Here is a 21,943-nt window from a genome sequence, read left to right as displayed (position 1 = left end):
GGTGGTGGATGGCGTCAAGTCTGGGAGGCGGATGTTGCGGGGATGAAAAGGGGAATGCTATGACCGGACGTATCAGTCTGCGCCACTATCTCATGATCGGCGCTGCGATGATCGCGCTTACTGCCATTATCCTGCTGTTGATGGGGCGTAATCCTATGTGCACCTGCGGTACGGTCAAGCTCTGGGTCGGCGAAGTCAATTCGTCTGATAATTCCCAGCATATTTCCGACTGGTATTCCCTGTCGCACATCATCCACGGTTTTCTGTTCTATGGCATTCTCTGGCTTGCCGCCCGCAGCAAGCCTGTGGGTTTCCGGCTGCTCTTCGCCATAGCTGTTGAGGCGGCATGGGAGATTTTCGAGAACACCGATATGGTCATCAACCGCTATCGCGAAGCGACGATTGCGCTTGGCTATACTGGCGACAGCGTGCTGAACTCGGTCTGTGATATCCTGTTCATGGTAATAGGCTTTTTCTTCGCGTCCCGTGCGCCGCTGTGGCTGACGATCATGATCGCGATCTTCTTCGAATTGCTCGCAGGATATGTCATTCGCGACAATCTCACCCTCAACATCGTGATGCTGGTCTATCCGCTTGATGCCATCAAGGCGTGGCAGGGCGGCCTCTAAGGATTACCAGCCGGGCACCAATTCGGTGGAGCGCACCTGCCGCAGGCGCTGATTGACGAGGTTAGGCGCAGCCGTTGTTGCCATGCTGACGGGTGTCGGCATGGACAGGTTATCGAGGCTTTCCACGATATGCTGGGCGAGCGCATCGACAATGGCCGACGGCTTGGTGTGACCGCGCATGATGCCGATACCAAACTCCGGCAGGCGGCCAAAACCATCCGCTTCACCAAGCACACGCATACCGGGGCGCAGGGCACATTCCGGCAGGATCGACACCGCAAGACCTGCCTGCACCGCCGCCGCGAGCACCGTTGCCGACCAGCTGGTGAACAGAATGCGGTAGTCGTGATGCATGGTGTCGAGCACATCAATAGCTGCTGCACGCCAGATACAGGTTGGGCGGCCAACAGCAAGCGGCAGAACCTTCTCTTCATGCACCGTGTGGTGCGCCGATGTTACCCAAAGCAACTGCTCGCTTCGCACCACTTCCGAGCGACGCATATCATCGCATTGGGTGACGAGCGCGAGATCAAGCTGACCCTTACGGATCATCTCGTCGAGATTAACAGTGGGCTCGCAAACGACCGATAGTTCGACACGGGGATTGGAGCGGGAAAACCGCGCCATGATCTCCGGCAGGAAACGATCGGCGTAATCATCTGGGGTACCAATGCGGATATGGCCCTGCAATTGCGTATCGTCAAAGGCGGCGATGGTTTCGCCATTGAGCTGCATCATGCGCCGCGCATAAGCAAGCAAACGCTCGCCATCTTCTGTCAGCTTGTTGGTGCGACCGTCGCGTTCAAACAGCGCCTTGGAAACGCGTTCTTCCAGCCGGCGCATCTGCATGGATACCGCAGATTGTGTTTTGTTGACTGCATCGGCGGCTCTGGTGAAGCTGCCGCTATCGGCAATGGCAATAAATGTCTGCAATTGGTCAAGATCAAGTGGTGCGCTCATGGCGTTGCTCCCGACACGGTTCGATCCATCATTATTATTGAAGCTTTACATGAAAAACATTCGTTTGAATAATCAATTTTTGTGGATCATTCTACAGATGTTCAGGAAACGCTGGTGTTGAAACGATACCAAGCGTGATGCGTAGAAAATAGTTTCTGCGTGATTCAACCCTTCTGATCAGCGCCATTTACAAAAGGAGTAGGGCGATGACGACGACAACGAGAACGACTGAAGTAAATGGATTTGTGCCCGCGATCACTTTCGCGCTGGTTCAGGCCGCAGGCTTTGTCACCCGAATGATCGTCGCCCGCCGCAATCGCAAAACGATTTTGAGCCTCGGTGAGTGGAACGATCAAATGCTGCATGACATTGGTGTCACGCGCGGTGATCTGCATTCTGCCCTTGGCACGTCGCTGCTTGAAGATCCGAGCGAGAGACTGGGCGCATTGGCCGATGTCAGGGCCCGTGTGCGTGCAGCACGCTCGATCAGCTAAGCACCGATTTTGACTGTTTAGCAGGCGTCCCATTCACACCGGAATCCCCTCCCGGTGCCCCGCCTGCCCACTGCCCGGCCTTCTGGCCGGGCTTTTTCTTTATGGGGATTAGAATTTATTTGTTGCGGTCCATCCCGCGCAGATACTGGTCAAAAATGGTTTCCATGCCCTTTTGATATTGTTCGCTGGTCTTGCGCCCGGTTTCGAACATCTGGCCGAAAATATCTTTGTAGGGATTGTCAGGTGAGGATGGGGGAGCAGCCGGTTCATCCGGCTGTTTTGGCGCCGCTTGTGGCGCCGACTGCCGCTGTGCGCCGCCGCCGAGCATTTCCTCGAAGATTTTGCCGAACGGATTGTCGCCGAACGGGTTCTGCGCCTGCGCATTTCCTGTGGGTTGCTGACCCTGCGGCGTGGCACCGGGAAACCCGCCGCGCGTCATTTGTTCCAGAATCTGGCCAAGCGGATTGTTGTTGCCCCATGGATTACCCTGACCCTGCGGCTGTTGCGGAGCGGCAGCACCGCCACCGAGCATGCTTTCCAGAATTTGCCCCCACGGGTTGGCAGCGCCCGACTGGTTCGGAACAGTCTGCCCGCCGATCCCTCCGCCCATACCGCCGCCCTGGCGCATCATCTGTTCGATGAGATCGCCAATGACATTGCCGCCGCCAAGACCCGCCGCTGCAAACTGGCCTGTCGACTGTTTGTAAAGCCCACCCATCGTCATGGATGCAAGGACGGGGAGCATCTGCTGCAAGGTGCTGACCGCAATGCCAGTCATCCGCGCGGCATGATCGGCAACCGCCCGTGACAGATCCTTGGAGCCGAAAAGATTATTGAGAATGGCATTCCCATCGGCAATACCGGCCGGGTTGAAGGCCGCCTGCGGGTTATCAAAATAATTGACGTGTTGGCCGGATGAAAGCGCCTGAATGAACGCGCCAACGCCCATGGGATCGGCCGTGTTGCGCTGCAAGCCTTGCGAAAAGGCTGGCATCAACGCCTCGATGGCTGCGATTGTCTGTTGTTGCGAAAGCTGAAACTGGCGCGACAGCGCCTCAACAGCCTGCCCACCCTGTCCCTTTAGGAACATGTCTACGAGATTCATGGCGCCGATCCTCCTTCGGGCTAATGCACGAAGAAAGAGTAGCCTTGCTGGTATTCAAAGTTCAATCTTTTTATCGGGTTAGGGTGTTGAGGACGTTGATGAGGCTTCACCCCCCTCTGTCCTGTCGGACATCTCCCCCACAAGGGGGGAGATCAGCTAGCAATGCTGCTTTCGCCAATCTCCAACTGTGCAAGGTAAGCGAAAGCGTTCATGTCAATGTGATCTCCCCCCTTGTGGGGGAGATGTCCGACAGGACAGAGGGGGGTGAAACCTCGCCCAGCGGCACAATCACCACCTAAAAATACTGTGCCAAATTCCCGCGAATACGCTCCAGCGGATTAACGGACGGATCACCGGGCACAAACGTCTCGCCGGTAATCGTTTCATAGGCCTGAATATAGACCTTGGTTGTGGCGTCGATCATATCCTGTGGAATTTCAGGAATATCGTCCTTGTATGGATCACAGCGCTCGACCACCCATGTGCGGATGAAATCCTTGTCGAAACTAACCGGACGCTTGCCCGGCGCATAGCTGTCGGCAAACCAGTAGCGGCTGGAATCCGATGTGTGGATTTCATCGGCCAGAACGATATTGCCATCCGTATCGGTGCCGAACTCATATTTCGTATCGGCAAGGATAAGTCCGCGGCTTGCGGCAATTTCCTGTCCGCGTGCAAAAAGCTTGAACGCATAGGCGGAAACCGTATCCCACTGCTCCTGTGTCAGCAGTTTCTGATCCAGTATTTCCTGTACGGTCAATGGTTCATCATGGCCGCCATCAAAGGCTTTGGATGTTGGCGTGATAATCGAAGCGGGCAGCTTTTCATTGTCCTGCATGCCATCCGGAAAAGTCGTGCCATACATGGCGCGTTTGCCCGCTTTGTACTGCGTCAGGATTGATGTGCTTGTGGTTCCGGCGAGATAGCCGCGCACAATGATTTCAACCGGCAAAATATCCAGCCTGCGGGCAACCACGACATTCGGGTCAGGATAATCAAGCACATGGTTGGGGCAGATATCCTTGGTCTGCTCGAACTGATAACGCGCCATCTGCGTCAGCACTTCGCCTTTCAGCGGAATGCAGGCGAGAATCCGGTCAAACGCACTGATGCGGTCGGTGGCGATAATGATGCGCCGCCCGTCGGGCAGATCATAGTTCTCGCGAACCTTGCCCCGGTAATAGTTCGGCAATTCGGGAATGAAAGCTTCGGTAAGCGCTTGGTGTTTTGGCATGGGCTCTGGAATCCGCGTCAGACAATCTGGCTTTCGCATAACACATAAGTCTGCCAACGGGAGTCAAATTCTGGCCTAGCGCCCGCCTGTTACATCAAGAAGTGCGCCAGTGACATAGGATGCGGCATCGCTGAGCAGCCAGACGATGGATTCGCCGACTTCCTCAGCCGTGCCGGGCCGTCCGAGTGGTGCGGACACGCCGAGGCGTTGGGCGCGATCAGGCTGACCGCCGCTGGCATGAATATCGGTTTCGATCAGACCGGGGCGAATGGCATTGACGCGAATRCCCTCTGGTCCCACTTCCTTGGAAAGACCTATGGTGAGCGTATCCATCGCGCCCTTTGATCCGGCATAATCGACATATTCCGATGGACCGCCAAGCCGTGCAGCGGCTGACGACAGAATGACGATTGATCCACCCCGGCCACCGCGTGAACGGGCCATCCGGCGCACGCCCTCGCGAGCGCAGAGATAGGCACCGAGAATATTGACATCGAACATGCGCTGCAGACGCGCAATATCCATATCCATCAGCTTGGATGCAGGCGCAACGATGCCGGCATTGACCACAAGCCCATCCAGCGGACCAAGTTCTTCGCTCTGCTTGAACATCGAGATAACATCGGCCTCGCTGGCAACGTCACCCTGAATTGCTTTTGCCTTGCCACCGGCAGCGATGATCGTGGCAACCACTTCATCGGCGGCAGCCTTATTGCCCACATAGTTGACGCCGACGGACCATCCCTTTTTACCCGCAAGAATTGCGGCCGCCCGGCCGATACCACGGCTTGCACCTGTGATCAGAATGGTCTTGGTCATTACGGCGTCTCCTTAGTAGGCGTACTCCAGAAAGGCGGGTTCCACCGAACTGCCCCAGACGGTGTTATATTGGCTCAGCATCTGTTCGGCAGACGTCGTGCCGCGCGCGACAACTTCCTCCAGCGAGGCGAGATAATGGGTCTCGTCAAAGCCTTCACTGTTGAGCAGGGCGCGGTTTTTCAGGCCTAGCCGCGAAATCGCCAGCACCTCGCGTGCGATTTCATGCACCGAGCGGTTGCGCAGTGTGGCGCGCAGGCCCTTTGCCGGTACGTCATCGCGCAGTGCCTGCACCTCAGGATAAGTCCAGTCGCGGGTGAGTATTTCGGCTGCATCCAACGCCTCGGCATCATAGAGAATGCCGACCCAAAACGCCGGGAGCGCACAGATGCGCCGCCATGGTCCGCCATCGGCACCGCGCATTTCAAGGAAGCGCTTCAGGCGCACTTCCGGGAACAGCGTCGAAAGATGGTTGGTCCAGTCGCCCATATTGGGCGTGCCTTCGGGAATTGAGTCTTTCAACGCGCCGTTCATGAACTGGCGGAAGGTCACATGGGTGCAATCATGGTAACGGCCATGGCGCAGGACGAAATACATCGGTACATCGAGCGCCCATTCAACGTAATCAGCAAAGCCGAAATTCTCGTTGAAGATGAAGGGCAGTACGCCTGAGCGGTTATTATCCGTGTCGCGCCAGATATCGGAGCGCCACGAAAGCAGGCCATTGGGCTTGCCCTCGGTAAAGGGTGACATTGCAAAAAGCGCCGTGGCAATGGATTGCAGTTTCACCGAAACCTGCATCTTGCGGCGCATATCGGTTTCCGAGGCAAAGTCGAGATTCACCTGAATGGTACAGGTGCGATACATCATGTTCAGCCCGTCCTTGCCGACTTTCGGCATGTAGTTGGACATGATGTTGTAGCGGGATTTCGGCATGCGCGGCGTTTCAGCCAGCGTCCATTTCGGGCTGCCGCCAAGGCCAAGAAAACGAATACCCAGCGGCTCGGCAATTTCACGCACCTGTGCCAGATGCGCATTGGTTTCGCGGCAGGTCTGGTGGATGGTTGAAAGCGGCGCGCCTGATAGTTCGAACTGACCACCCGGCTCAAGCGAGATTGCGCCTTGGCCGGTGGGTTCCACGAGGCCGATAATATTGCCCTCGTCAATAATAGGTTCCCAGCCAAGTTTCGACTGCATGCCTTCAAGGATCGCCCGGATACCGCGCGGGCCATCATAGGGAACCGGGCTGTTATCTTCGGTGTAGAACGGGAATTTCTCGTGCTCGGTGCCGATGCGCCACGCGGATTGCGGCTTGGAACCCTGAGCTAGATAGGTCGCCAGTTCTTCCGCGCCGGAAAGGGGCGTCTCGTCTGTTGTGTCGCGCGCCATGGATGGTGCTTCCCCACTAGAATGTTCTTAACTGAGGCGTGATTGGCTGTTTTCGGAAACGAGCGCAAGCAAATTTCTCTGATGCACTCATCAAGAGAATTTGTATCTCACCAATCACCGATCGTCGCCTGTATAAGAGCGAGTGCGGCAACGGCAGCAGTATCGGCGCGCAGAATGCGCTGACCAAGCGGAATGGCACTCACAAACGGCAGTTTGCGCAGGGTCTCGCGCTCTGCATCGGAGAAGCCGCCTTCCGGTCCAATGAGCACGCCAAGTGGCCCACGCGGCAGGCTTTGTAAGAGCGGCAGCGGGTTATGGGTATCATGACCCTCGTCGCAGAAAATCAAGCGCCGCTCGGGGTCCCAGCTATCCAATAACTTGTCGAGTTTAACCGGTTCGCGCGTTTGCGGGATTGCCAGAACACCACATTGTTCCGCCGCCTCGATCGCATTGGCCTCGATCCGGTCCGTGCCGATTCTGGTGACCTGTGTGTGCTGGGTGATGACAGGCTGCAAAACACCAGCTCCCATTTCGACAGCTTTCTGCACGAGGTAGTCGAGCCGCCCCTGCTTGAGCGGCGCAAAGCAATAGAGGAGGTCAGGCGAAACAGGCTGCTCCCGCGTCAGTTCAAGGGGTTCAAGCGCCAGTTTCTTTTTGCTTTCAAAGCGCAGGGCGGCGCGCCATTCGCCGTCACGGCCATTGAAAACGAGGATTTCATCGCTCTCTTTCATCCGCAGTACGTTGGCGAGATAGTTGACGGCTTCAGTGGGTACTTCAGCCCGCCTTCCTGCACCAAGATCCGCGGTAATATAGAGCCGTTGCATTTTGTAATTTGCGCGCATGAATGATGGATGCCAGAGAGGAGACAGGGTGGTCAAGCCGGGCGTGTCAGCTTAAGGGTGGCAGGCGTCGTTTCACCGGCGATGTTTTGACGATGGATGTATTGGTTTCCGCCTTTTCCGCCAGCCTGTCGAGCAATGTGTCCAACTGCTCCATCGTGCGGAAATGGATTTTGCCGATAAAGCAGTCATCGCCCGTCACCTTGTCGCATTCGGTGATTTCAGGGGTTTCCTGTATCAGCCGTTCGACAATGTGCAGCATACCGGGCAGGGGTCTGACGCGGACAATAGCGGTCAGGTTATAGCCAAGTGCTGCCGGATCAATATCGACGGTAAAGGCGCGGATGACTTTCTTTTCTTCAAGCCGCCGCAATCGTTCGGAAACGCTGGGTGAAGAAAGCCCGACTTTCTGGCTGAGTTCCTTCAGCGAGATTCGCGCATCTTCGATAAGAATACCGAGGATTGTTTTGTCCATTTCATCAAGCATATCCGTCTCATAAGGTGGTTCATAGAATCTGCCTTTATTAAATAGGCAAAGCGCACACTACGCCTTTTTCTATGTATATCAAATTCCCCTTCCTCCGAATAGTCTTACCGCACGAGACAACAGGGCGGATGACATGGAACGGGATATTGTAAGAGGCAGTGTCGAAATGACCGCTGCGATGATGATTTCAGGAACCATTGGCTGGTTTGTGCTGATGTCGGGTCAGCCTGTGCTGTCGGTTGTGTTCTGGCGCTGCGCCATTGGCGCTCTCACATTGCTTGGCGTCTGTGCTGCAATGGGTTTGCTGCGCCCCAATGTGATTTCATGGAAGCTGTTCGGTCTTGCCGTGCTTGGCGGCGTTGCTATCGTTCTCAACTGGGTCCTGCTGTTTGCCGCCTATTCCCGGGCTTCCATCGCCATCGCGACAACAGTCTATAATGTGCAACCATTTATGTTGGTTGGGCTTGGCGCCCTGATTTTCAAGGAAAAGCTGACGTTCACAAAGCTGTTCTGGCTCGCCGTCGCGTTTGCCGGAATGATTCTCATTGTTCAGGCCAAGCCGGGTGGGACCAGCTACACCGGCACTGACTACATGGCGGGTATTGGTCTGTCACTGGGCGCTGCCTTTCTTTATGCCATCGCTGCCATCGTGGCGAAGCGTCTCAAGGGCACACCGCCACATCTGATTGCGCTCATTCAGGTCTGTGTGGGCATCGTGCTCATGGCCCCCTTGGCTGACTTCAGCGTCATGCCAAATGGCGCGGTCCAATGGGGGAGCATCGTCACGATAGGCATCATTCATACGGGTTTGATGTACATTCTGCTCTATAGCGCGATTCAGAAACTGCCGACGCATCTGACAGGTTCGCTCTCCTTCATCTATCCAATTRCCGCCATTCTGGTTGACTATTTTGCCTTCGGCCATCAGTTGCAGCCAATTCAGTTTGTCGGGTCGGCGGCCATCCTGATTGCTGCCGCTGGCACCAGTCTTGGTTGGAAGCTGGGCAGGTCGGTGCCCTCAAGCGTTAAAGTGTAAGGTATTTCGCCCTGTCATTTGCCAGATTTTGTTTTGCTCTATATGTGATGAAAGAGCATGAACAATTCGGCAAATACAGAGCAGAAACATGGAAATACGCGCACTTACCCGCGAACAGATCGAGCAGATCTGGACTATCGACCGTAGCGAAATCATCGAGAATATCTATCGGTTGCAGGATGGTAAGCTGGTCCTGCATCCGGACTTTTGTGACGCGCCCGGATGGGAAGAGGGCGAGGCGGAAAAATATACGCCTTTGCTCCAGCAAAGTTTTGATCGCGGCGGCAAGTTCTTTGGCGTTTTTGATGATGAAAAACTAGCCGGGGCCGCTGTTATTGACAGTGTCTGGCTCGGTTCCAAGCGCGACTTGCTGCAACTCAGCTTCCTGCATGTCAGTAACGTCTATCGCGGTCAGCGCCTCGGCGTGCGATTGTTCGAGCGCTGCAAGGAAGCAGCGAAATCGCTGGGCGCAAAAGGCCTTTATGTCTCCGCTACTCCTTCCGAGCATACGGTGCATTTTTACCAACATCTCGGCTGTGTCGTGACCAGCGCACCTGATCCTCAGCTCTTCGCAATGGAGCCTGATGACATTCATATGGAATGCTTTTTCAAAGGCAATAATACATAGAAGTCTAGAAGGCAGGTATATATCCTGCGCGCAGGGCCTGCACAGTCGATGGCGGTGTCAGAAGACTAACATCCTCTGTCGGTGGCGTGTGGATCACATAACCTTCCCATGACCAAAGAGAGGTCTGGCCGCCGCGTATGAGATAAGCATTATCCCCGGAGGCGATCATACTTCCGTCGGGTAAGTCCTCGATGGAACTGGTGAGCGGATGACGCCTCTTGCCACCCGTGGTGTCAAGGCGCTCCTCGTGAAGGACCGTATCCATATCAGGTGCTGATTGCTTGGAGACACCGTTACCATCCGCCCATGCAGCCTGAAATGCCTTTGCCCTTTGCCGCTGGCAGTAAAAGCAGGGCCTATGACCGGCACTCAAAGCCGTTGCTTCATCAAGGAAAAACAGCTCGGTCCAGCTCTGCCGCGCCATGACGTCACGTCTGACATTCTTGAACTGACAGACGCAGATGATCCACGCCCTCGTCGTCCAACGCCGTTTCAGGAGAGTGCGCGTGGATGGATCGTGAATGATACCGCGATTACCCATGAATGATCCGCGCTGGGGAACAGAGACGATATCGCCAAAGGGTGTGACACGGTTTTGCAGGGGCATTTGGTGGCTTCCGGCTGTGGGAGGTCCATGCTATCGCAAGATCATCTTTAATGCGATCAGTGGGCAGGCAGAATGCGGGTTCTTGTCATCCAGAATTATAAGCATACCGGGCTCGGGCTGGTTGGCCGGGCTCTGGCGGAGGCCGGTGCGCAGATTGATCTTGTGCAGGCACATCTTGGCGAAGCGCTGCCCTCCGATGATACCGGTTATGATGCGCTGATTTCGCTTGGCGGCGATCAGAATGCGCTGGCGGATGAACAGTTTCCTTATCTTCCCTTGCTTGCCCGCCTGATCAGGCGTTTTGGCGATGCTGATAAGGCCGTGCTTGGCATTTGTCTCGGCAGTCAGCTGGTTGCCCGGGGCTATGGAGCTGAAAACATTCTGGGACGCCAGCTGGAATTTGGCTGGCATGAGGTTACGGTAACAGCCGAAGCAGCGTCCGACCCCGTTCTGTCCTCGGTTCCCCAACATTTCCCGATTTTCCACTGGCACAGCGATACATTCACTTTGCCCGAAGGTGCCGTTCACCTTGCTTCAAGCGGCATAACCCGGAATCAGGCATTTCGCATCGGACGAGCCGTTTACGGCGTCCAGTTTCACTTCGAGGCTGATACAACGCTCGTTGAAGAATGGCGTCATGTGTTTGCGGACGAGATCATACGGGACAATGCTGACTGGCTTGAAAACTATCCGGCGCTGGTTGCTGAGAATGGCGTTCCAGCCGATGCCGCAGGTCTCGCTTTGGCACGCGCCTGGGTTGCGCTGATCTGAGTCAGGCGATTCAGTTGCAACTCTGCAACAGCCAAGATTTGAATCAAATTGCACTGTTCGTATTCATGTGGAGCGTGGCTTTGATTCACTTGCTGGAAAGGATTGTGGGCTGTAGTTGCCGGGCCGGTTAGCTGGCATGAAGCCAGGCCGAAGAGACTAATGGAAACGCCCGAATGACTATGAAGAGTGCCGCCCTTTTGACCGTTATGATGCTTGCATCAATCCTTTTCATGGGCGCCGAACTGGTATCTGTTGATGCTGGCGGCCGCACCGTATCAAGCGATGGCTACGGAATCAGCTCCGCTTCGCGTTAACACTTGCTCTAAACAGTCGCTTCCAGAAAAGACTTGCCTTCAGCGTCGATCATAATGGCGCTGAGGCGTCCGCTGGCATAGGCCCCGGTATCAAGATTGACCCGGTTTGGCCGTACTTCCACATCGCTGGCTGGTGTATGGCCATGGATGATCACCTTGGAGTGCAGGTGTGGGTCATCCAGAAATTCCCAGCGAATCCAGATAAGATCTTCAGGGTTTTGTCGTTCGAGATCAACGCCGGGCCGAATGCCTGCGTGGCAGAAGAAGAAATCCCCCATAACGGTTGAGCGGCGCAATCCGCTCAGGAATTCCACATGCTCCGGCGGCATGGCCCGCAGCAGGGCAGAGCGACCTGCTGTTATCGACGCAGGGTCATCGAAATCGATGGTCACGCCATAGGATTGCGCTGTCTGCCTGCCGCCATGCCGGGCAAAAACACCATGCGCGTCGCCTTTGTCGAGGAATTGCAGAAACCCGACATCGTGATTGCCCGCAAGGGTCAGCATGCGATGGGTTTTCTTCTGTGCATTGACGAGATAGTCGAGCACGCCCCGAGAATCCGGTCCCCGATCAACATAGTCACCTAGATGTACCACCACCCAGTCGAAAGGTGGCGACTTCTCGTTTTCCTCAAGAATGCGCCGGTGCATGGCCTGCAATAGATCGAGCCGTCCATGTACATCGCCGATAGCGTAGACGCGCATTCTGTCCGGGCCGCGCGCCCGCTTGAAGTCGATCGTTTTCATGGGCGATCCAATTCCCTCTGGCTGCGGCGCAATCGCGATGTAGCCTGCCAGGCGCTGCTGCGTTCCGCATCCTGCTGGGCCTGTTCTATGAAGTCGATATGTGCGCGCACAGCAGCCCGGGCTTCATCAGGATCGGATGCCATGATGGCATGCGCGATGGCCTTGTGCTGTTGCAGCAGTTTTTCCCGCGCGCCGGGAAAACCGTAGATCACTGTGCGATTATAGAACACATCATCGGCCAGAAGCCGGTAGCAGGAGCGCAGCGTGTGCAGCAGGATGATATTGTGCGCGCACTCACCGATGGTGCTGTGCAATTCGACATCCAGTTCAGCCTCTTTCTTGGAGTCATTGGTCTCGTAAGCCAATTGCATGGCCTCGACGATCCGGGAGAGCAATAACCGGTCATCTTCTGTCGCCCGGCGGGCCGCATAATCGGCCGCAATACTTTCAATTTCCCGGCGATATTCGAGGTAGTCGGCGGCTGCCTTCTTATGACTGGAGATGAGGTCCATCACCGGCTTCGAAAACACCTCGCCGATGACATCGGCAACAAAGGTTCCACCCCCGTGACGGGCAACAAGCAGTCCCTTGGCTTCCAGCGTCTTGAAGGCATCGCGCAGGATCGGCCGCGAGACATCGAATTGCACGGAAAGGTCCCGTTCGCCGGGCAACCGGTCCCCTACGCGCAGAATGCCTTCAAGGATCAGCGTTTCGATCTGGCTGACAATATCGTCGGCGGTGCGCGACGGCTGGATGCGGGCAAAGATCGGGCTGCTCATGGTGAAAGTCGTCCGCAGAAGTGATTTGCGATTGCAGCGTATCGGTAAATCACGAAACTGGTCAATTCTTTTGTCCAGTTGGTCCTCGGTCGGTAAGCGTCGCATAGCCGCAGCGGATTGGCGTAAAGTAGCATTGAAAGGACGGGGCATTGCGTTCACCATCTTGTGAACAGGCGATCAAGGGGCCGATATGAAGGGGAAAAGACTGAAGACCGCGGCGGCGTTTGCGAGCGCTGCTTCAAGTTCTGGCGTCATGGGCTTTCCGGGGCATGCAGAGCGTTCGGTTGCCTTGGGTGAAGTTCATGCGCGCCCCTATCCGCTGGTGGATACACCGCGCCTCCTCATCCAGCTCGCTTTCATGACTGAGGCGGGCTCAACCGTCGATCATGCGGTGCTTGCGGAACTAAGCCGAAGCATTGGTATTACGCCGCCCGCGCGCGATGCCCGCCACCATATTATGCCGTGGGGCAACGGCACATTGCGCTGGGAACGGCATACGGAATTCTCGACCTATCTGTGGGAAGGTCCAGTGCCCCGTACAGGGCAGACCGCACAACATCCCTTCGGCCATGGTTTCAATCCTCCCGGCACCGTCATTGACGGTGTGCGGCTTGAGATCATCCGGAAAGACAATACGGCCGACGCTGTTATCGAGGAATTTGATCCGACCAGCCTTTGCTACAGTGATGTCGAGAATGGGCTCGCCTCGATCATAACGGATTTCCGGCAGGATAAGGATGGGATGACCCGTATCCTTATCCTCGACAATGGTCTGTCGCCCGCCCGTGCCGGTGCCCTGTCCCAGCGGGTGATCGAAATCGAGACCTACCGAACGCTTGCGATGCTCGGGCTGCCGCTGGCGCATTCCTTGTCGCCGCGCATTCGCCGTATCGAGGATCGTCTGGCGGGACTGACGACGGAAATGCGTGCGGCAGATGCGGATAATCATAAGCTTTTGGATGAATTGACATTGCTGGCAGCGGAACTGGAAGCGGATGCTGCGTCAAGCCTTTATCGCTTCGGCGCGAGCCGTGCCTATAATGGTATTGTGCTGGAACGGCTGGCGGCGCTGCACGAAGAGTCTGTCACCGGATATGAGACGTGGGCGGCCTTCATTCAGCGCCGTATGGCACCTGCCATGCGCACCTGTTATTCGGTCAGTGAGCGTCAGGAAAACCTGTCGGAAAAACTCTCTCGTGCGGCAACGCTGCTGCGCACGTCCGTCGATGTGGAACTGGAACGCCAGAACCGCGATCTGCTGAGTTCGATGAACCGGCGCGCGCAATTGCAATTGCGTTTGCAGCGTACGGTCGAAGGGTTGTCCGTTGCCGCGATTTCCTACTACGTGGTGGGGCTGTTCTATTATCTCGCCAAGGGCGTCGAAGCCTATGCGCCGGACCTGCATTCTTCCGTTGTGACGGCGGCATTTGTCCCTGTTGCCATCATCGCCATGTGGTTTGTGGTCAAATCAATCCGCAGGTCCCACAAGGACGAATGATCAGACCCGGTCCCATGGAGCCACGGGCCCGTAAAGCCCAGCGAGATAGTCGATGAACACCCGCACCTTTGCCGGAAGAAACTGCCGGGAAGGGTAGATCGCATAGATGGCGATATTGCCTGATGCTGCGTAATCTTCAAGCACGCGCAACAACTGACCCGATGCCAGTTCCGGGCCGATATCCCATGTTGAGCGCAAGGCAATTCCAAGACCGCCAAGCACCGCCGCCCGCACCACTTCGCTGGAATTGGTCAGGATTGGCCCAGTGGGGCGTAACGATATGCTGCCATCCAGACCATTCAGGCGCCAGGGATCACCATTGTGCGCGGCAAGGCAAACATGATTGTCGAGATCGGCAATGGAGCATGGCATTCCATGTTCGGCGATATAGCGCGGTGAGGCCACAAGAAACCGCCGTACCGGCGCCAGTTTGCGCGCGACGAGACTTGAATCCGACAATTCGGCGATGCGGATGGCGAGGTCATAACCTTCGCCGACAATATCGACAAATTCGTCGGTCAAAATAAGATTGATGGAAAGGTCAGGATTGGCCCGCATGAAAGGTTCCAGATGCGGGGCAATATGCATACGGCCAAAGGTTGTAGGCGCAGAAACTTTCAATTGACCATGCGCCTGCTCGGATCGACGGGAGACGAAAGCTTCCGCCTCTTCAATGCCTGATAGAATGGCAAGCACCCGCTCATAATAGCCCTGGCCCGTTTCGGTCAGGGCTATTTGCCGGGTGGTGCGTTGCAAAAGCCGCGTACCCAACCTTTCTTCCAGCCGTCGCAACCGTTTGGACATGACGGCAGGAGACAGGCCAAGTTCCCGTCCAGCCGCCGACATGCTGCCAGCGGAAACAACACGGGCAAAAATTTCCATATCGTTCAAATGATCCATCAGAGCACTCTTTCTGCCTGATTATCTGAAGGTCAAGCCCTCGAAGCACTTTCGGCATGGCGATAGGCGACGACACGCAGCATCGGAATGCAAAGCACATAGAGCGCTGCACCACAAATCCACACCAATCCACTCCAGTCGGTCCGCGTTGCCGCATAAATCGTCGTGAAGATCACCGGCCCGATAATACCGGCCAAACTGGTTGCGCTGGCCAGAACCCCCTGAACTTCGCCGACTTTGCTCGCATCAACCTGCCGGGTGATGATGGATTGAAGCGCAGGTGTTGCAATGCCGCCCATGGAAAGGAAAAACAGGATGGGGGCAACCATCCAGCTTTGGGTGGCGAATGCCATCAGCAGATAACCGATACAGTCCGTGGCCATTCCAAGGACCAGTGTGCGCCTTTCGCCTATCTTCTCGGTCACAGGGCCCGTCAGCATTCCCTGCACCAGTGCATGCAGCAGACCAAATGCTGCGAGTGAAATACCCACAGTGGAGACGCTCCAGAGAAACTGGTCCTGCGTGTAGATAATCCAGAGGGCACCGGGCAGCTGGCCGACCAGTTGCAGCAGCGTGAACATCGCAACCAGTGGCGTTAGGGTTTTGATACTGGTGATCCACTGGAATGAGCCAATGGGGTTCAGGCTGCGCAGTGAAAAGGGCGTTTTCTCACCCTTGCTGGTTTCCGGAAGGAAGAAGAGAGCAAACAGGAAGTTGAGGCCATTGAGGGCCATGGCGAGCAGGAATGGATAGTGGACGCCGAAACCGCCTGCGATACCGCCGAGCAATGGCCCGGCGATGAAGCCGAGGCCGAAACAGGCGCCGATCATGCCAAAACGTTTGGCCCGGTTCTGTTCCGGAGTGATGTCGGCGATCGTGGCACTTGCCACGGACATGGTGGCCCCGGTGACGCCTGAAATGATGCGACCGATATAGAGCAGCGGCAGCACGGTCGCAAAAGCCATCACCAGATAATCAAGTGCCGCGCCTGCGAGGGAGCCGAGAATAACTGGGCGTCGGCCAAACCGATCACTCAGTGCGCCGAGCAGCGGCGCGAACACAAATTGCATCAGCGCGTATAGGGCAAGAAGAACACCGTAGTGCCGTGCGACATTATCGGAATGAGCGAGCGTCGTCAGCAGCTGCGGCAAAACGGGCATGATCATCCCGATGCCGATAGCATCGAGGGTGACGGTCGTCAGGATCACGTTCAGAGGTTTGTTGAAAGTCATGGGAAACTCTTATTTATCGTTGATAAGTAACTAGACATATCCTTTATCGGTGATAAATTGTCAAGCATGGCAAAACGTAGTGATGTGAAATTGCAGCGCGAGACCGTTATTCGGGTAGCTCTCGATCTGCTTGACGAAACCGGCATTGATGGGCTGACCACCCGGCGCATTGCGACGGCTCTTGGGGTGCAGCAACCGGCGCTTTATTGGCATTTCAAGGACAAGTCTGCCTTGCTTGATGCTTTGGCCGAGGCGATTCTGGTTGAACACCACGGACCGTCCATCCCGGAGACAGGCGAGGACTGGCGGCATTTCCTGATCGAGAACGCGCGTAGCTTCAGGCGCGCTCTACTGGCATATCGTGATGGCGCGCGGATTCATGCGGGTTCGCGGCCAGGTCCGGTGTTCTTTCCGGCTGTAGAGGCGCAAATTCAGTTCATGGTCGCCGCTGGTTTCGATCTGGTGCCAGCAGCACACGTTTTGCGGGTGACAGGGCATTATGTTGTCGGTTCGGTGCTCGAACAACAGGCGTCCATGCCGGGGATCAGTTCGCCAGATTTTACGCCTGAGATGCGCGTGGCATTTCCAATGCTCGCTCAGGCTTTTGTCGAAGTTGAACTCATCTCTCCGGATGAAGGCTTTGAATTTGGACTTGCGGCACTTGTTGCTGGTTTCGAAAAGCTGCGTTCCAGCTAGTCGCGCGTCACTTTGGCTCCATGCCGCCCCATGACGAAGGAACAGCAACAGTTTAGACTGTTTAGAAACTGCTGGTATCACTGGTAAAAATAATTTACCAGTTGGAGCATTGCAGGCGAGGGAGGTTTCATGTCCGGGTTGGTGATGCCGAAGGCCGATGCCGCGACCATGGCGCGCCGCAGCGACATTGTCGCCGCATTGCAAGCCATTGTTCCTGATGAAGGCGTGGTTGATGTCACCAATGAAATGCGCGCGTTTGAATCCGATGCTTTGACTGCCTATCACCAGCTTCCACTGGTTGTTGTCCTGCCGCAGACCGTTCGCCAAGTCTCGCAAATCCTCAAATATTGCCATGAAAACAATGTGAAGGTTGTGCCACGCGGGTCGGGTACATCGCTTTCTGGCGGTGCATTGCCGCTGGAAGATGCGGTTCTGCTCGTCATGTCCCGCTTCAATCGCATTCTTGAAATCGACTATCCGAACCGCGTCGCCGTCGTGCAGCCAGGTGTGACCAATCTCGGCATCACCAAGGCCGTCGAGCATGAGGGGTTTTACTACGCGCCTGATCCATCCTCGCAGATCGCCTGTTCCATCGGTGGCAATGTTGCGGAAAATTCTGGCGGCGTGCATTGCCTGAAATACGGGCTGACGGCCAACAATGTTCTTGGGTTGGAAATGGTGCTCATCACAGGCGAGGTGGTGCGGCTGGGCGGCAAACATCTGGATTCGGAAGGTTATGATCTTCTGGGTCTGATGACCGGGTCCGAAGGCCTGCTCGGTGTCGTGACCGAGGTCACCGTGCGCATTCTGCAAAAGCCCGCGACCGCCCGCGCGCTGATGGTCGGGTTTCCTTCAAGCGAAACGGCGGGGCAATGTGTGGCCGATATCATCGCTGCTGGCATTATTCCGGGCGGCATGGAGATGATGGATCGCCCGGCGATTCATGCGGCCGAAGATTTTGTGCATGCGGGCTATCCGCTGGATGTGGAAGCGCTGCTGATCATTGAACTCGATGGTCCCGCAGTTGAGGTCAACCACCTCATCGATATGGTTGAGAAGATTGCGGGTAAGAACGGCGCTTCGTCCTGCGTGATATCCCAGAGCGAAGAAGAGCGCATGGCGTTCTGGGCTGGGCGCAAGGCGGCGTTTCCCGCCGTTGGGCGCATCTCGCCTGACTATCTGTGCATGGATGGTACGATCCCGCGCAAGGAACTGCCGAAGGTTCTTGCTGGCATGCGCGAACTGTCGGAAAAATACGGGTTGCGCGTCGCCAATGTGTTCCATGCGGGCGATGGTAATCTGCATCCGCTGATCCTCTATGACGCGAATATTCCCGATGAACTGCGCAAGGCCGAAGATTTTGGTGCTGACATCCTGAGGCTGTGTGTGAAAGTAGGCGGGGTTCTCACCGGTGAACATGGTGTCGGCGTTGAAAAGCGCGATTTGATGCCTGAGATGTTCAACGAGATTGATCTGAACCAGCAAATCCGGGTCAAGTGTGCCTTTGACGACAAGCATCTGCTCAACCCCGGCAAAGTTTTTCCGCAATTGCATCGCTGTGCTGAACTTGGCCGGATGCATGTGCATCGCGGTCAGGTGCCATTTCCAAACATTCCGAGATTCTGATCGATGTTGTTCAAGGCACAAACGCTTGAAGCTATTGCACGCGGGGAAGTCGATCTGGCGTTTCGGCGCTGGACCCGTCCGACCGTCAAGGTCGGTACGCGTTTGCGCACGACTATTGGTTCGCTGATCATTGGTGCGGTGGATATGGTCGACCCAGACAAACTGACTGTGGATGACGCCAAACGTGCGGGTTTCGAGAACATTGCTGCTTTGGAGCGCAATCTGCGTGAAGGCGATGGAACGCTCTATCGTATCGCCATCGCAGCTGTTGAAGTCGATGAGAGAACCGCTCTGCGCGAAGAACCATTGTCGCAAGCGGGCAAGATCGCTTTGATGGATCGACTGGCGCGCTGGGACAAAGCGGCTGAACATGTCGGTTATCATAGGCAAATCCTGCGCATGATTGCCGACCATCCGGGCGAGGTCGCTGCAAATCTTGCCGCACAGCTTGGCGTCGAAACGGTCAAATTCAAACGTGACGTGCGCAAGCTCAAGGAGGTGGGTTTGACCATCAGTCTCGACATTGGTTACCGGTTGTCGCCGCGTGGCCAAAGCTTTCTGAATGGGGTGTGAAATGACCGTGTTCACGCCTTCAACAGAAACCGAAATTGCCGAAGCCGTGCAATGGGCGCTGTCCGAGCGCGTGCCGGTGGAGGTCGCGGGTTATGGCTCCAAGCGTGGGCTTGGTCGCCCTCTTCAGACCGAACATACGATTGCCCTGTCGAAATATGCAGGCGTGACGCTGTATGAGCCGGATGAGCTGGTGCTGAGCGCCAAAGCCGGAACGCCAATCGCGGAACTGGAAGCCCTGCTGGCATCGAAAGGCCAAGCGTTTCAATTCGAGCCTATGGATTATGGCCCATTGCTGGGCGAGGCGGCAGGGCAGGGCAGCCTTGGCGGGGTTCTTGCCACCAATCTGTGCGGTCCGCGCCGCTTGAAAGCAGGCTCGGCGCGCGATCATGTGCTGGGTGTGCGGGTCGTATCGGGGCGGGGCGAACTGTTCAAATCCGGCGGCCGTGTGGTCAAGAACGTCACCGGCTATGATCTTTCCAAGGGCATGGCCAATTCCTGGGGCACGCTTGGCATCGCAACCGAAATTACATTCAAGGTTCTGCCCGCGCCGGAGACGGAAACAACGCTCATTATCAGAGGGTTGATGGATGATGAGGCCGCGCGTGCCATGGCAATTGCCATGGGTTCCAGCGGCGAAGTGGCATCCGCAGCGCATCTGCCTGTGAATATTTGTGGCCGGGTTATTGATGGCGTGCTGAAAGGCGAGGCATCAACATTACTGCGGCTGGAGGGTTTTGCGCCTTCCGTTGCCGACCGGGTGACGATGCTAAGGCGATTGCTGTCTTCGGCGGGCACTGTCGAAGAAATCTCCGGCGATATCTCGCGCAAACTCTGGCAGGAAGTGCGCGACGTCATTCCTTTCGCCGATGGGACCGAACGTCCGGTCTGGCGCGTTTCGATGGCGCCGATGGAGGCCTATAAGCTGGTCGCATCCATGCGCATGGGCGCTGCGGTCGATGCTTATTATGACTGGCAGGGCGGACTTGTGTGGATGCGGCTGGAAGGCGAACCAGAAGCGGAGGCCGTACGGGTGCTGATCGGCAAATATGGCGGGGGCCATGCCACGCTGGTGCGTGCTCCAGTGGCGGTTCGTGCCGCCATACCCGTTTTCGAACCGCAATCCGCGCCCTTGGCAGCGCTGTCAAAGCGGCTCAAACAGCAATTTGACCCGGAGGGTATTCTCAATCCCGGCCGCATGGTCGCAGGAGTGTAGTATGCAGACCAACTTCACCCCGCAGCAATTGCAGGACCCCGGTGTTGCCGAGTCCGAAAAAATCMTGCGCAAATGCGTGCATTGCGGTTTCTGCACCGCGACGTGCCCCACCTATGTCACGCTTGGCAATGAACTCGACAGCCCGCGCGGCCGCATCTATCTGATCAAGGATATGCTGGAAAATGGCCGCCCTGCCGATGAGCAGATCGTCAAACATGTGGACCGTTGCCTGTCCTGCCTCGCCTGCATGACCACCTGTCCATCGGGTGTAAACTATATGCATCTGGTGGATCATGCTCGTGCCCATATCGAGAAAACCTACAAACGTCCGGTGATGAACCGTTTCATCAGGGGGCTATTGGCCTTCGTGCTGCCCTATCCGTCACGTTTTCGGCTGTCTTTGACGGCGGCGAAACTTGGCCGTCCGTTCGCGCCACTACTCAAATCAGTTCAGGCGCTGAAGCCGCTTGCCACCATGCTTGAACTTGCGCCGAAATCCGTTCCGGCAAAATCCCGCTTTGCCGAGCCGGGATTGCACAAACCGGCAACCGAAAAGCGCGGACGCGTTGCAATTCTGACCGGTTGCGCCCAGCCCGTATTGAAGCCGGGGATCAATGAGGCAACCATTCGCCTGCTCACCCGTCTGGGCATCGAGGTCGTGGTGCCGAAGGGCGAGGGCTGTTGCGGCTCGCTGGTGCATCATATGGGCCGCGAGGAAGCCGCACTGGAGGATGCCCGCCGCAATGTCGATGTCTGGACGCGTGAGTTGCACGATGGAGGGCTCGATGCGATCATCGTCACGGCTTCCGGCTGCGGTACAACGATTAAGGATTACGGCTATATGCTGCGGCTTGATCCTGCTTATAGCGACAAGGCGGCAGTCATTTCAGGGCTTGCCAAGGACATCACCGAATATCTGACAGCCCTCGATTTGCCTGCACCGCAGCACCCGGCGAATTTGGTTGTGGCCTACCATTCCGCCTGCTCCATGCAGCACGGGCAGAAGCTGACCCGGCAGCCAAAGGATTTGTTGAAAGCCGCTGGTTTCACCGTCCGCGAACCTGCCGAGGGTCATTTGTGCTGTGGTTCCGCCGGAACCTACAACATTATGCAGGCCGAAATCGCCCGCACCTTACGCGACCGCAAGGTGAAAAACATCGAGGCAACCGGCGCTAGCATCATTGCCACGGGCAATATTGGCTGCATTACCCAGATCGCCAGTGCTGCAAAAATGCCTATTGTTCATACGGTCGAACTGCTGGATTGGGTCTATGGTGGCCCGAGACCAGAAGGTGTGCCGGCGCCTGTCCTGCAGGCTGCTGAGTAAAAAGAAGGGCGGCGGTCCAAAGGAACCACCGCCCAATTCCGGCA

24 protein-coding genes are annotated in these 21,943 nt (G+C 56.3%); 12 read left to right on the top strand and 12 right to left on the bottom strand.

Annotation, left to right across the window (positions count from 1 at the left end; all coding sequences use genetic code 11):
- Positions 1–59 precede the first annotated feature (59 nt).
- Positions 60–629, top strand: a complete 570-nt coding sequence (locus AB4Y96_RS01245; RefSeq protein WP_441915118.1) for a DUF2585 domain-containing protein — start codon at positions 60–62, stop codon at positions 627–629.
- 3 nt (positions 630–632) lie between these two features.
- On the opposite strand, the gene AB4Y96_RS01240 is transcribed toward AB4Y96_RS01245, so the two are convergent.
- Positions 633–1,589, bottom strand: coding sequence for a LysR substrate-binding domain-containing protein (locus AB4Y96_RS01240; RefSeq protein WP_441915117.1), 957 nt, complete (start codon positions 1,587–1,589; stop codon positions 633–635).
- Between the two features lie 206 nt (positions 1,590–1,795).
- Between AB4Y96_RS01240 and AB4Y96_RS01235 the strand changes: the two genes are divergently transcribed.
- Complete coding sequence (locus AB4Y96_RS01235) at positions 1,796–2,083, top strand: DUF1127 domain-containing protein (RefSeq protein WP_091883454.1); 288 nt, start codon at positions 1,796–1,798, stop codon at positions 2,081–2,083.
- A 115-nt stretch (positions 2,084–2,198) separates the two neighbouring features.
- On the opposite strand, the gene AB4Y96_RS01230 is transcribed toward AB4Y96_RS01235, so the two are convergent.
- The 6 genes from AB4Y96_RS01230 to AB4Y96_RS01205 form a co-directional block, all read right to left on the bottom strand.
- Entirely contained in the window at positions 2,199–3,188 is a 990-nt protein-coding gene (locus AB4Y96_RS01230; RefSeq protein ID WP_441915116.1) for a DUF937 domain-containing protein, read from the bottom strand.
- Positions 3,189–3,483: 295 nt separating this feature from the next.
- Positions 3,484–4,422 (bottom strand): phosphoribosylaminoimidazolesuccinocarboxamide synthase, encoded by a 939-nt coding sequence (locus AB4Y96_RS01225; protein WP_441915114.1) that lies wholly within the window; start codon positions 4,420–4,422, stop codon positions 3,484–3,486.
- Between the two features lie 75 nt (positions 4,423–4,497).
- The gene (locus AB4Y96_RS01220; protein WP_441915112.1) at positions 4,498–5,241 is read right to left on the bottom strand and encodes an SDR family oxidoreductase; all 744 of its coding nucleotides are present in this window, start codon (positions 5,239–5,241) and stop codon (positions 4,498–4,500) included.
- Between the two features lie 12 nt (positions 5,242–5,253).
- A complete protein-coding gene (locus AB4Y96_RS01215; RefSeq protein WP_441915110.1) occupies positions 5,254–6,627 on the bottom strand; it encodes a glutamate--cysteine ligase in 1,374 nt (457 codons plus the stop codon).
- A gap of 107 nt (positions 6,628–6,734) precedes the next feature.
- On the bottom strand, positions 6,735–7,469 hold the full coding sequence (locus tag AB4Y96_RS01210) for a 16S rRNA (uracil(1498)-N(3))-methyltransferase (RefSeq protein ID WP_441915109.1): 735 nt from the start codon (positions 7,467–7,469) through the stop codon (positions 6,735–6,737).
- A gap of 46 nt (positions 7,470–7,515) precedes the next feature.
- Positions 7,516–7,953 (bottom strand): Lrp/AsnC family transcriptional regulator, encoded by a 438-nt coding sequence (locus AB4Y96_RS01205; RefSeq protein ID WP_091883468.1) that lies wholly within the window; start codon positions 7,951–7,953, stop codon positions 7,516–7,518.
- Between the two features lie 133 nt (positions 7,954–8,086).
- Between AB4Y96_RS01205 and AB4Y96_RS01200 the strand changes: the two genes are divergently transcribed.
- Positions 8,087–8,989, top strand: a complete 903-nt coding sequence (locus AB4Y96_RS01200; RefSeq protein WP_441915108.1) for a DMT family transporter — start codon at positions 8,087–8,089, stop codon at positions 8,987–8,989.
- A gap of 88 nt (positions 8,990–9,077) precedes the next feature.
- Positions 9,078–9,617 (top strand): GNAT family N-acetyltransferase, encoded by a 540-nt coding sequence (locus tag AB4Y96_RS01195; RefSeq protein ID WP_441915106.1) that lies wholly within the window; start codon positions 9,078–9,080, stop codon positions 9,615–9,617.
- A gap of 4 nt (positions 9,618–9,621) precedes the next feature.
- On the opposite strand, the gene AB4Y96_RS01190 is transcribed toward AB4Y96_RS01195, so the two are convergent.
- A complete protein-coding gene (locus tag AB4Y96_RS01190; protein WP_441915104.1) occupies positions 9,622–10,224 on the bottom strand; it encodes a hypothetical protein in 603 nt (200 codons plus the stop codon).
- A gap of 72 nt (positions 10,225–10,296) precedes the next feature.
- On the opposite strand from AB4Y96_RS01190, the gene AB4Y96_RS01185 reads away from it, so the two are divergent.
- Positions 10,297–10,995, top strand: a complete 699-nt coding sequence (locus AB4Y96_RS01185) for a type 1 glutamine amidotransferase (RefSeq protein ID WP_441915103.1) — start codon at positions 10,297–10,299, stop codon at positions 10,993–10,995.
- Positions 10,996–11,168: 173 nt separating this feature from the next.
- Positions 11,169–11,309: a hypothetical protein gene (locus tag AB4Y96_RS01180; RefSeq protein WP_175540669.1), complete on the top strand. Its 141-nt coding sequence runs from the start codon at positions 11,169–11,171 to the stop codon at positions 11,307–11,309.
- Positions 11,310–11,317: 8 nt separating this feature from the next.
- Here AB4Y96_RS01180 and AB4Y96_RS01175 read toward each other — a convergent pair whose 3' ends face one another.
- Positions 11,318–12,055: a metallophosphoesterase family protein gene (locus tag AB4Y96_RS01175; protein ID WP_441915101.1), complete on the bottom strand. Its 738-nt coding sequence runs from the start codon at positions 12,053–12,055 to the stop codon at positions 11,318–11,320.
- Positions 12,052–12,834 (bottom strand): FCD domain-containing protein, encoded by a 783-nt coding sequence (locus AB4Y96_RS01170; RefSeq protein ID WP_441915099.1) that lies wholly within the window; start codon positions 12,832–12,834, stop codon positions 12,052–12,054. The genes AB4Y96_RS01175 and AB4Y96_RS01170 overlap by 4 nt, the downstream gene beginning before the upstream one ends.
- A 190-nt stretch (positions 12,835–13,024) precedes the next feature.
- Between AB4Y96_RS01170 and AB4Y96_RS01165 the strand changes: the two genes are divergently transcribed.
- Positions 13,025–14,332 carry a DUF3422 family protein gene (locus AB4Y96_RS01165; protein WP_441915098.1) on the top strand — a complete coding sequence of 436 codons (1,308 nt, stop codon included), beginning with the start codon at positions 13,025–13,027 and terminating at the stop codon, positions 14,330–14,332.
- Here AB4Y96_RS01165 and AB4Y96_RS01160 read toward each other — a convergent pair whose 3' ends face one another.
- Positions 14,333–15,235, bottom strand: a complete 903-nt coding sequence (locus AB4Y96_RS01160; RefSeq protein ID WP_091883484.1) for a LysR family transcriptional regulator — start codon at positions 15,233–15,235, stop codon at positions 14,333–14,335.
- Positions 15,236–15,264: 29 nt separating this feature from the next.
- Entirely contained in the window at positions 15,265–16,464 is a 1,200-nt protein-coding gene (gene tet, locus AB4Y96_RS01155) for a Tet(A)/Tet(B)/Tet(C) family tetracycline efflux MFS transporter (protein ID WP_441915096.1), read from the bottom strand.
- Positions 16,465–16,530: 66 nt separating this feature from the next.
- Between tet and AB4Y96_RS01150 the strand changes: the two genes are divergently transcribed.
- From AB4Y96_RS01150 to glcF, 5 genes are all read left to right on the top strand, one after another.
- Positions 16,531–17,160 carry a TetR/AcrR family transcriptional regulator C-terminal domain-containing protein gene (locus AB4Y96_RS01150; RefSeq protein WP_441915095.1) on the top strand — a complete coding sequence of 210 codons (630 nt, stop codon included), beginning with the start codon at positions 16,531–16,533 and terminating at the stop codon, positions 17,158–17,160.
- 129 nt (positions 17,161–17,289) lie between these two features.
- Positions 17,290–18,786, top strand: a complete 1,497-nt coding sequence (locus AB4Y96_RS01145; protein WP_441915094.1) for an FAD-linked oxidase C-terminal domain-containing protein — start codon at positions 17,290–17,292, stop codon at positions 18,784–18,786.
- Between the two features lie 3 nt (positions 18,787–18,789).
- The gene (locus tag AB4Y96_RS01140) at positions 18,790–19,359 is read left to right on the top strand and encodes an ASCH domain-containing protein (RefSeq protein ID WP_441915092.1); all 570 of its coding nucleotides are present in this window, start codon (positions 18,790–18,792) and stop codon (positions 19,357–19,359) included.
- 1 nt (position 19,360) lies between these two features.
- Positions 19,361–20,572: an FAD-binding protein gene (locus AB4Y96_RS01135; protein WP_441915090.1), complete on the top strand. Its 1,212-nt coding sequence runs from the start codon at positions 19,361–19,363 to the stop codon at positions 20,570–20,572.
- 1 nt (position 20,573) lies between these two features.
- Complete coding sequence (gene glcF, locus AB4Y96_RS01130; protein WP_441915088.1) at positions 20,574–21,899, top strand: glycolate oxidase subunit GlcF; 1,326 nt, start codon at positions 20,574–20,576, stop codon at positions 21,897–21,899.
- Positions 21,900–21,943 lie beyond the last annotated feature (44 nt).

Source organism: Phyllobacterium sp. TAF24 (genome assembly GCF_052113785.1).
In the GTDB taxonomy this organism is placed as follows: Bacteria; Pseudomonadota; Alphaproteobacteria; order Rhizobiales; family Rhizobiaceae; genus Phyllobacterium.
This window is presented reverse-complemented; position numbering and strand designations above follow the sequence as displayed.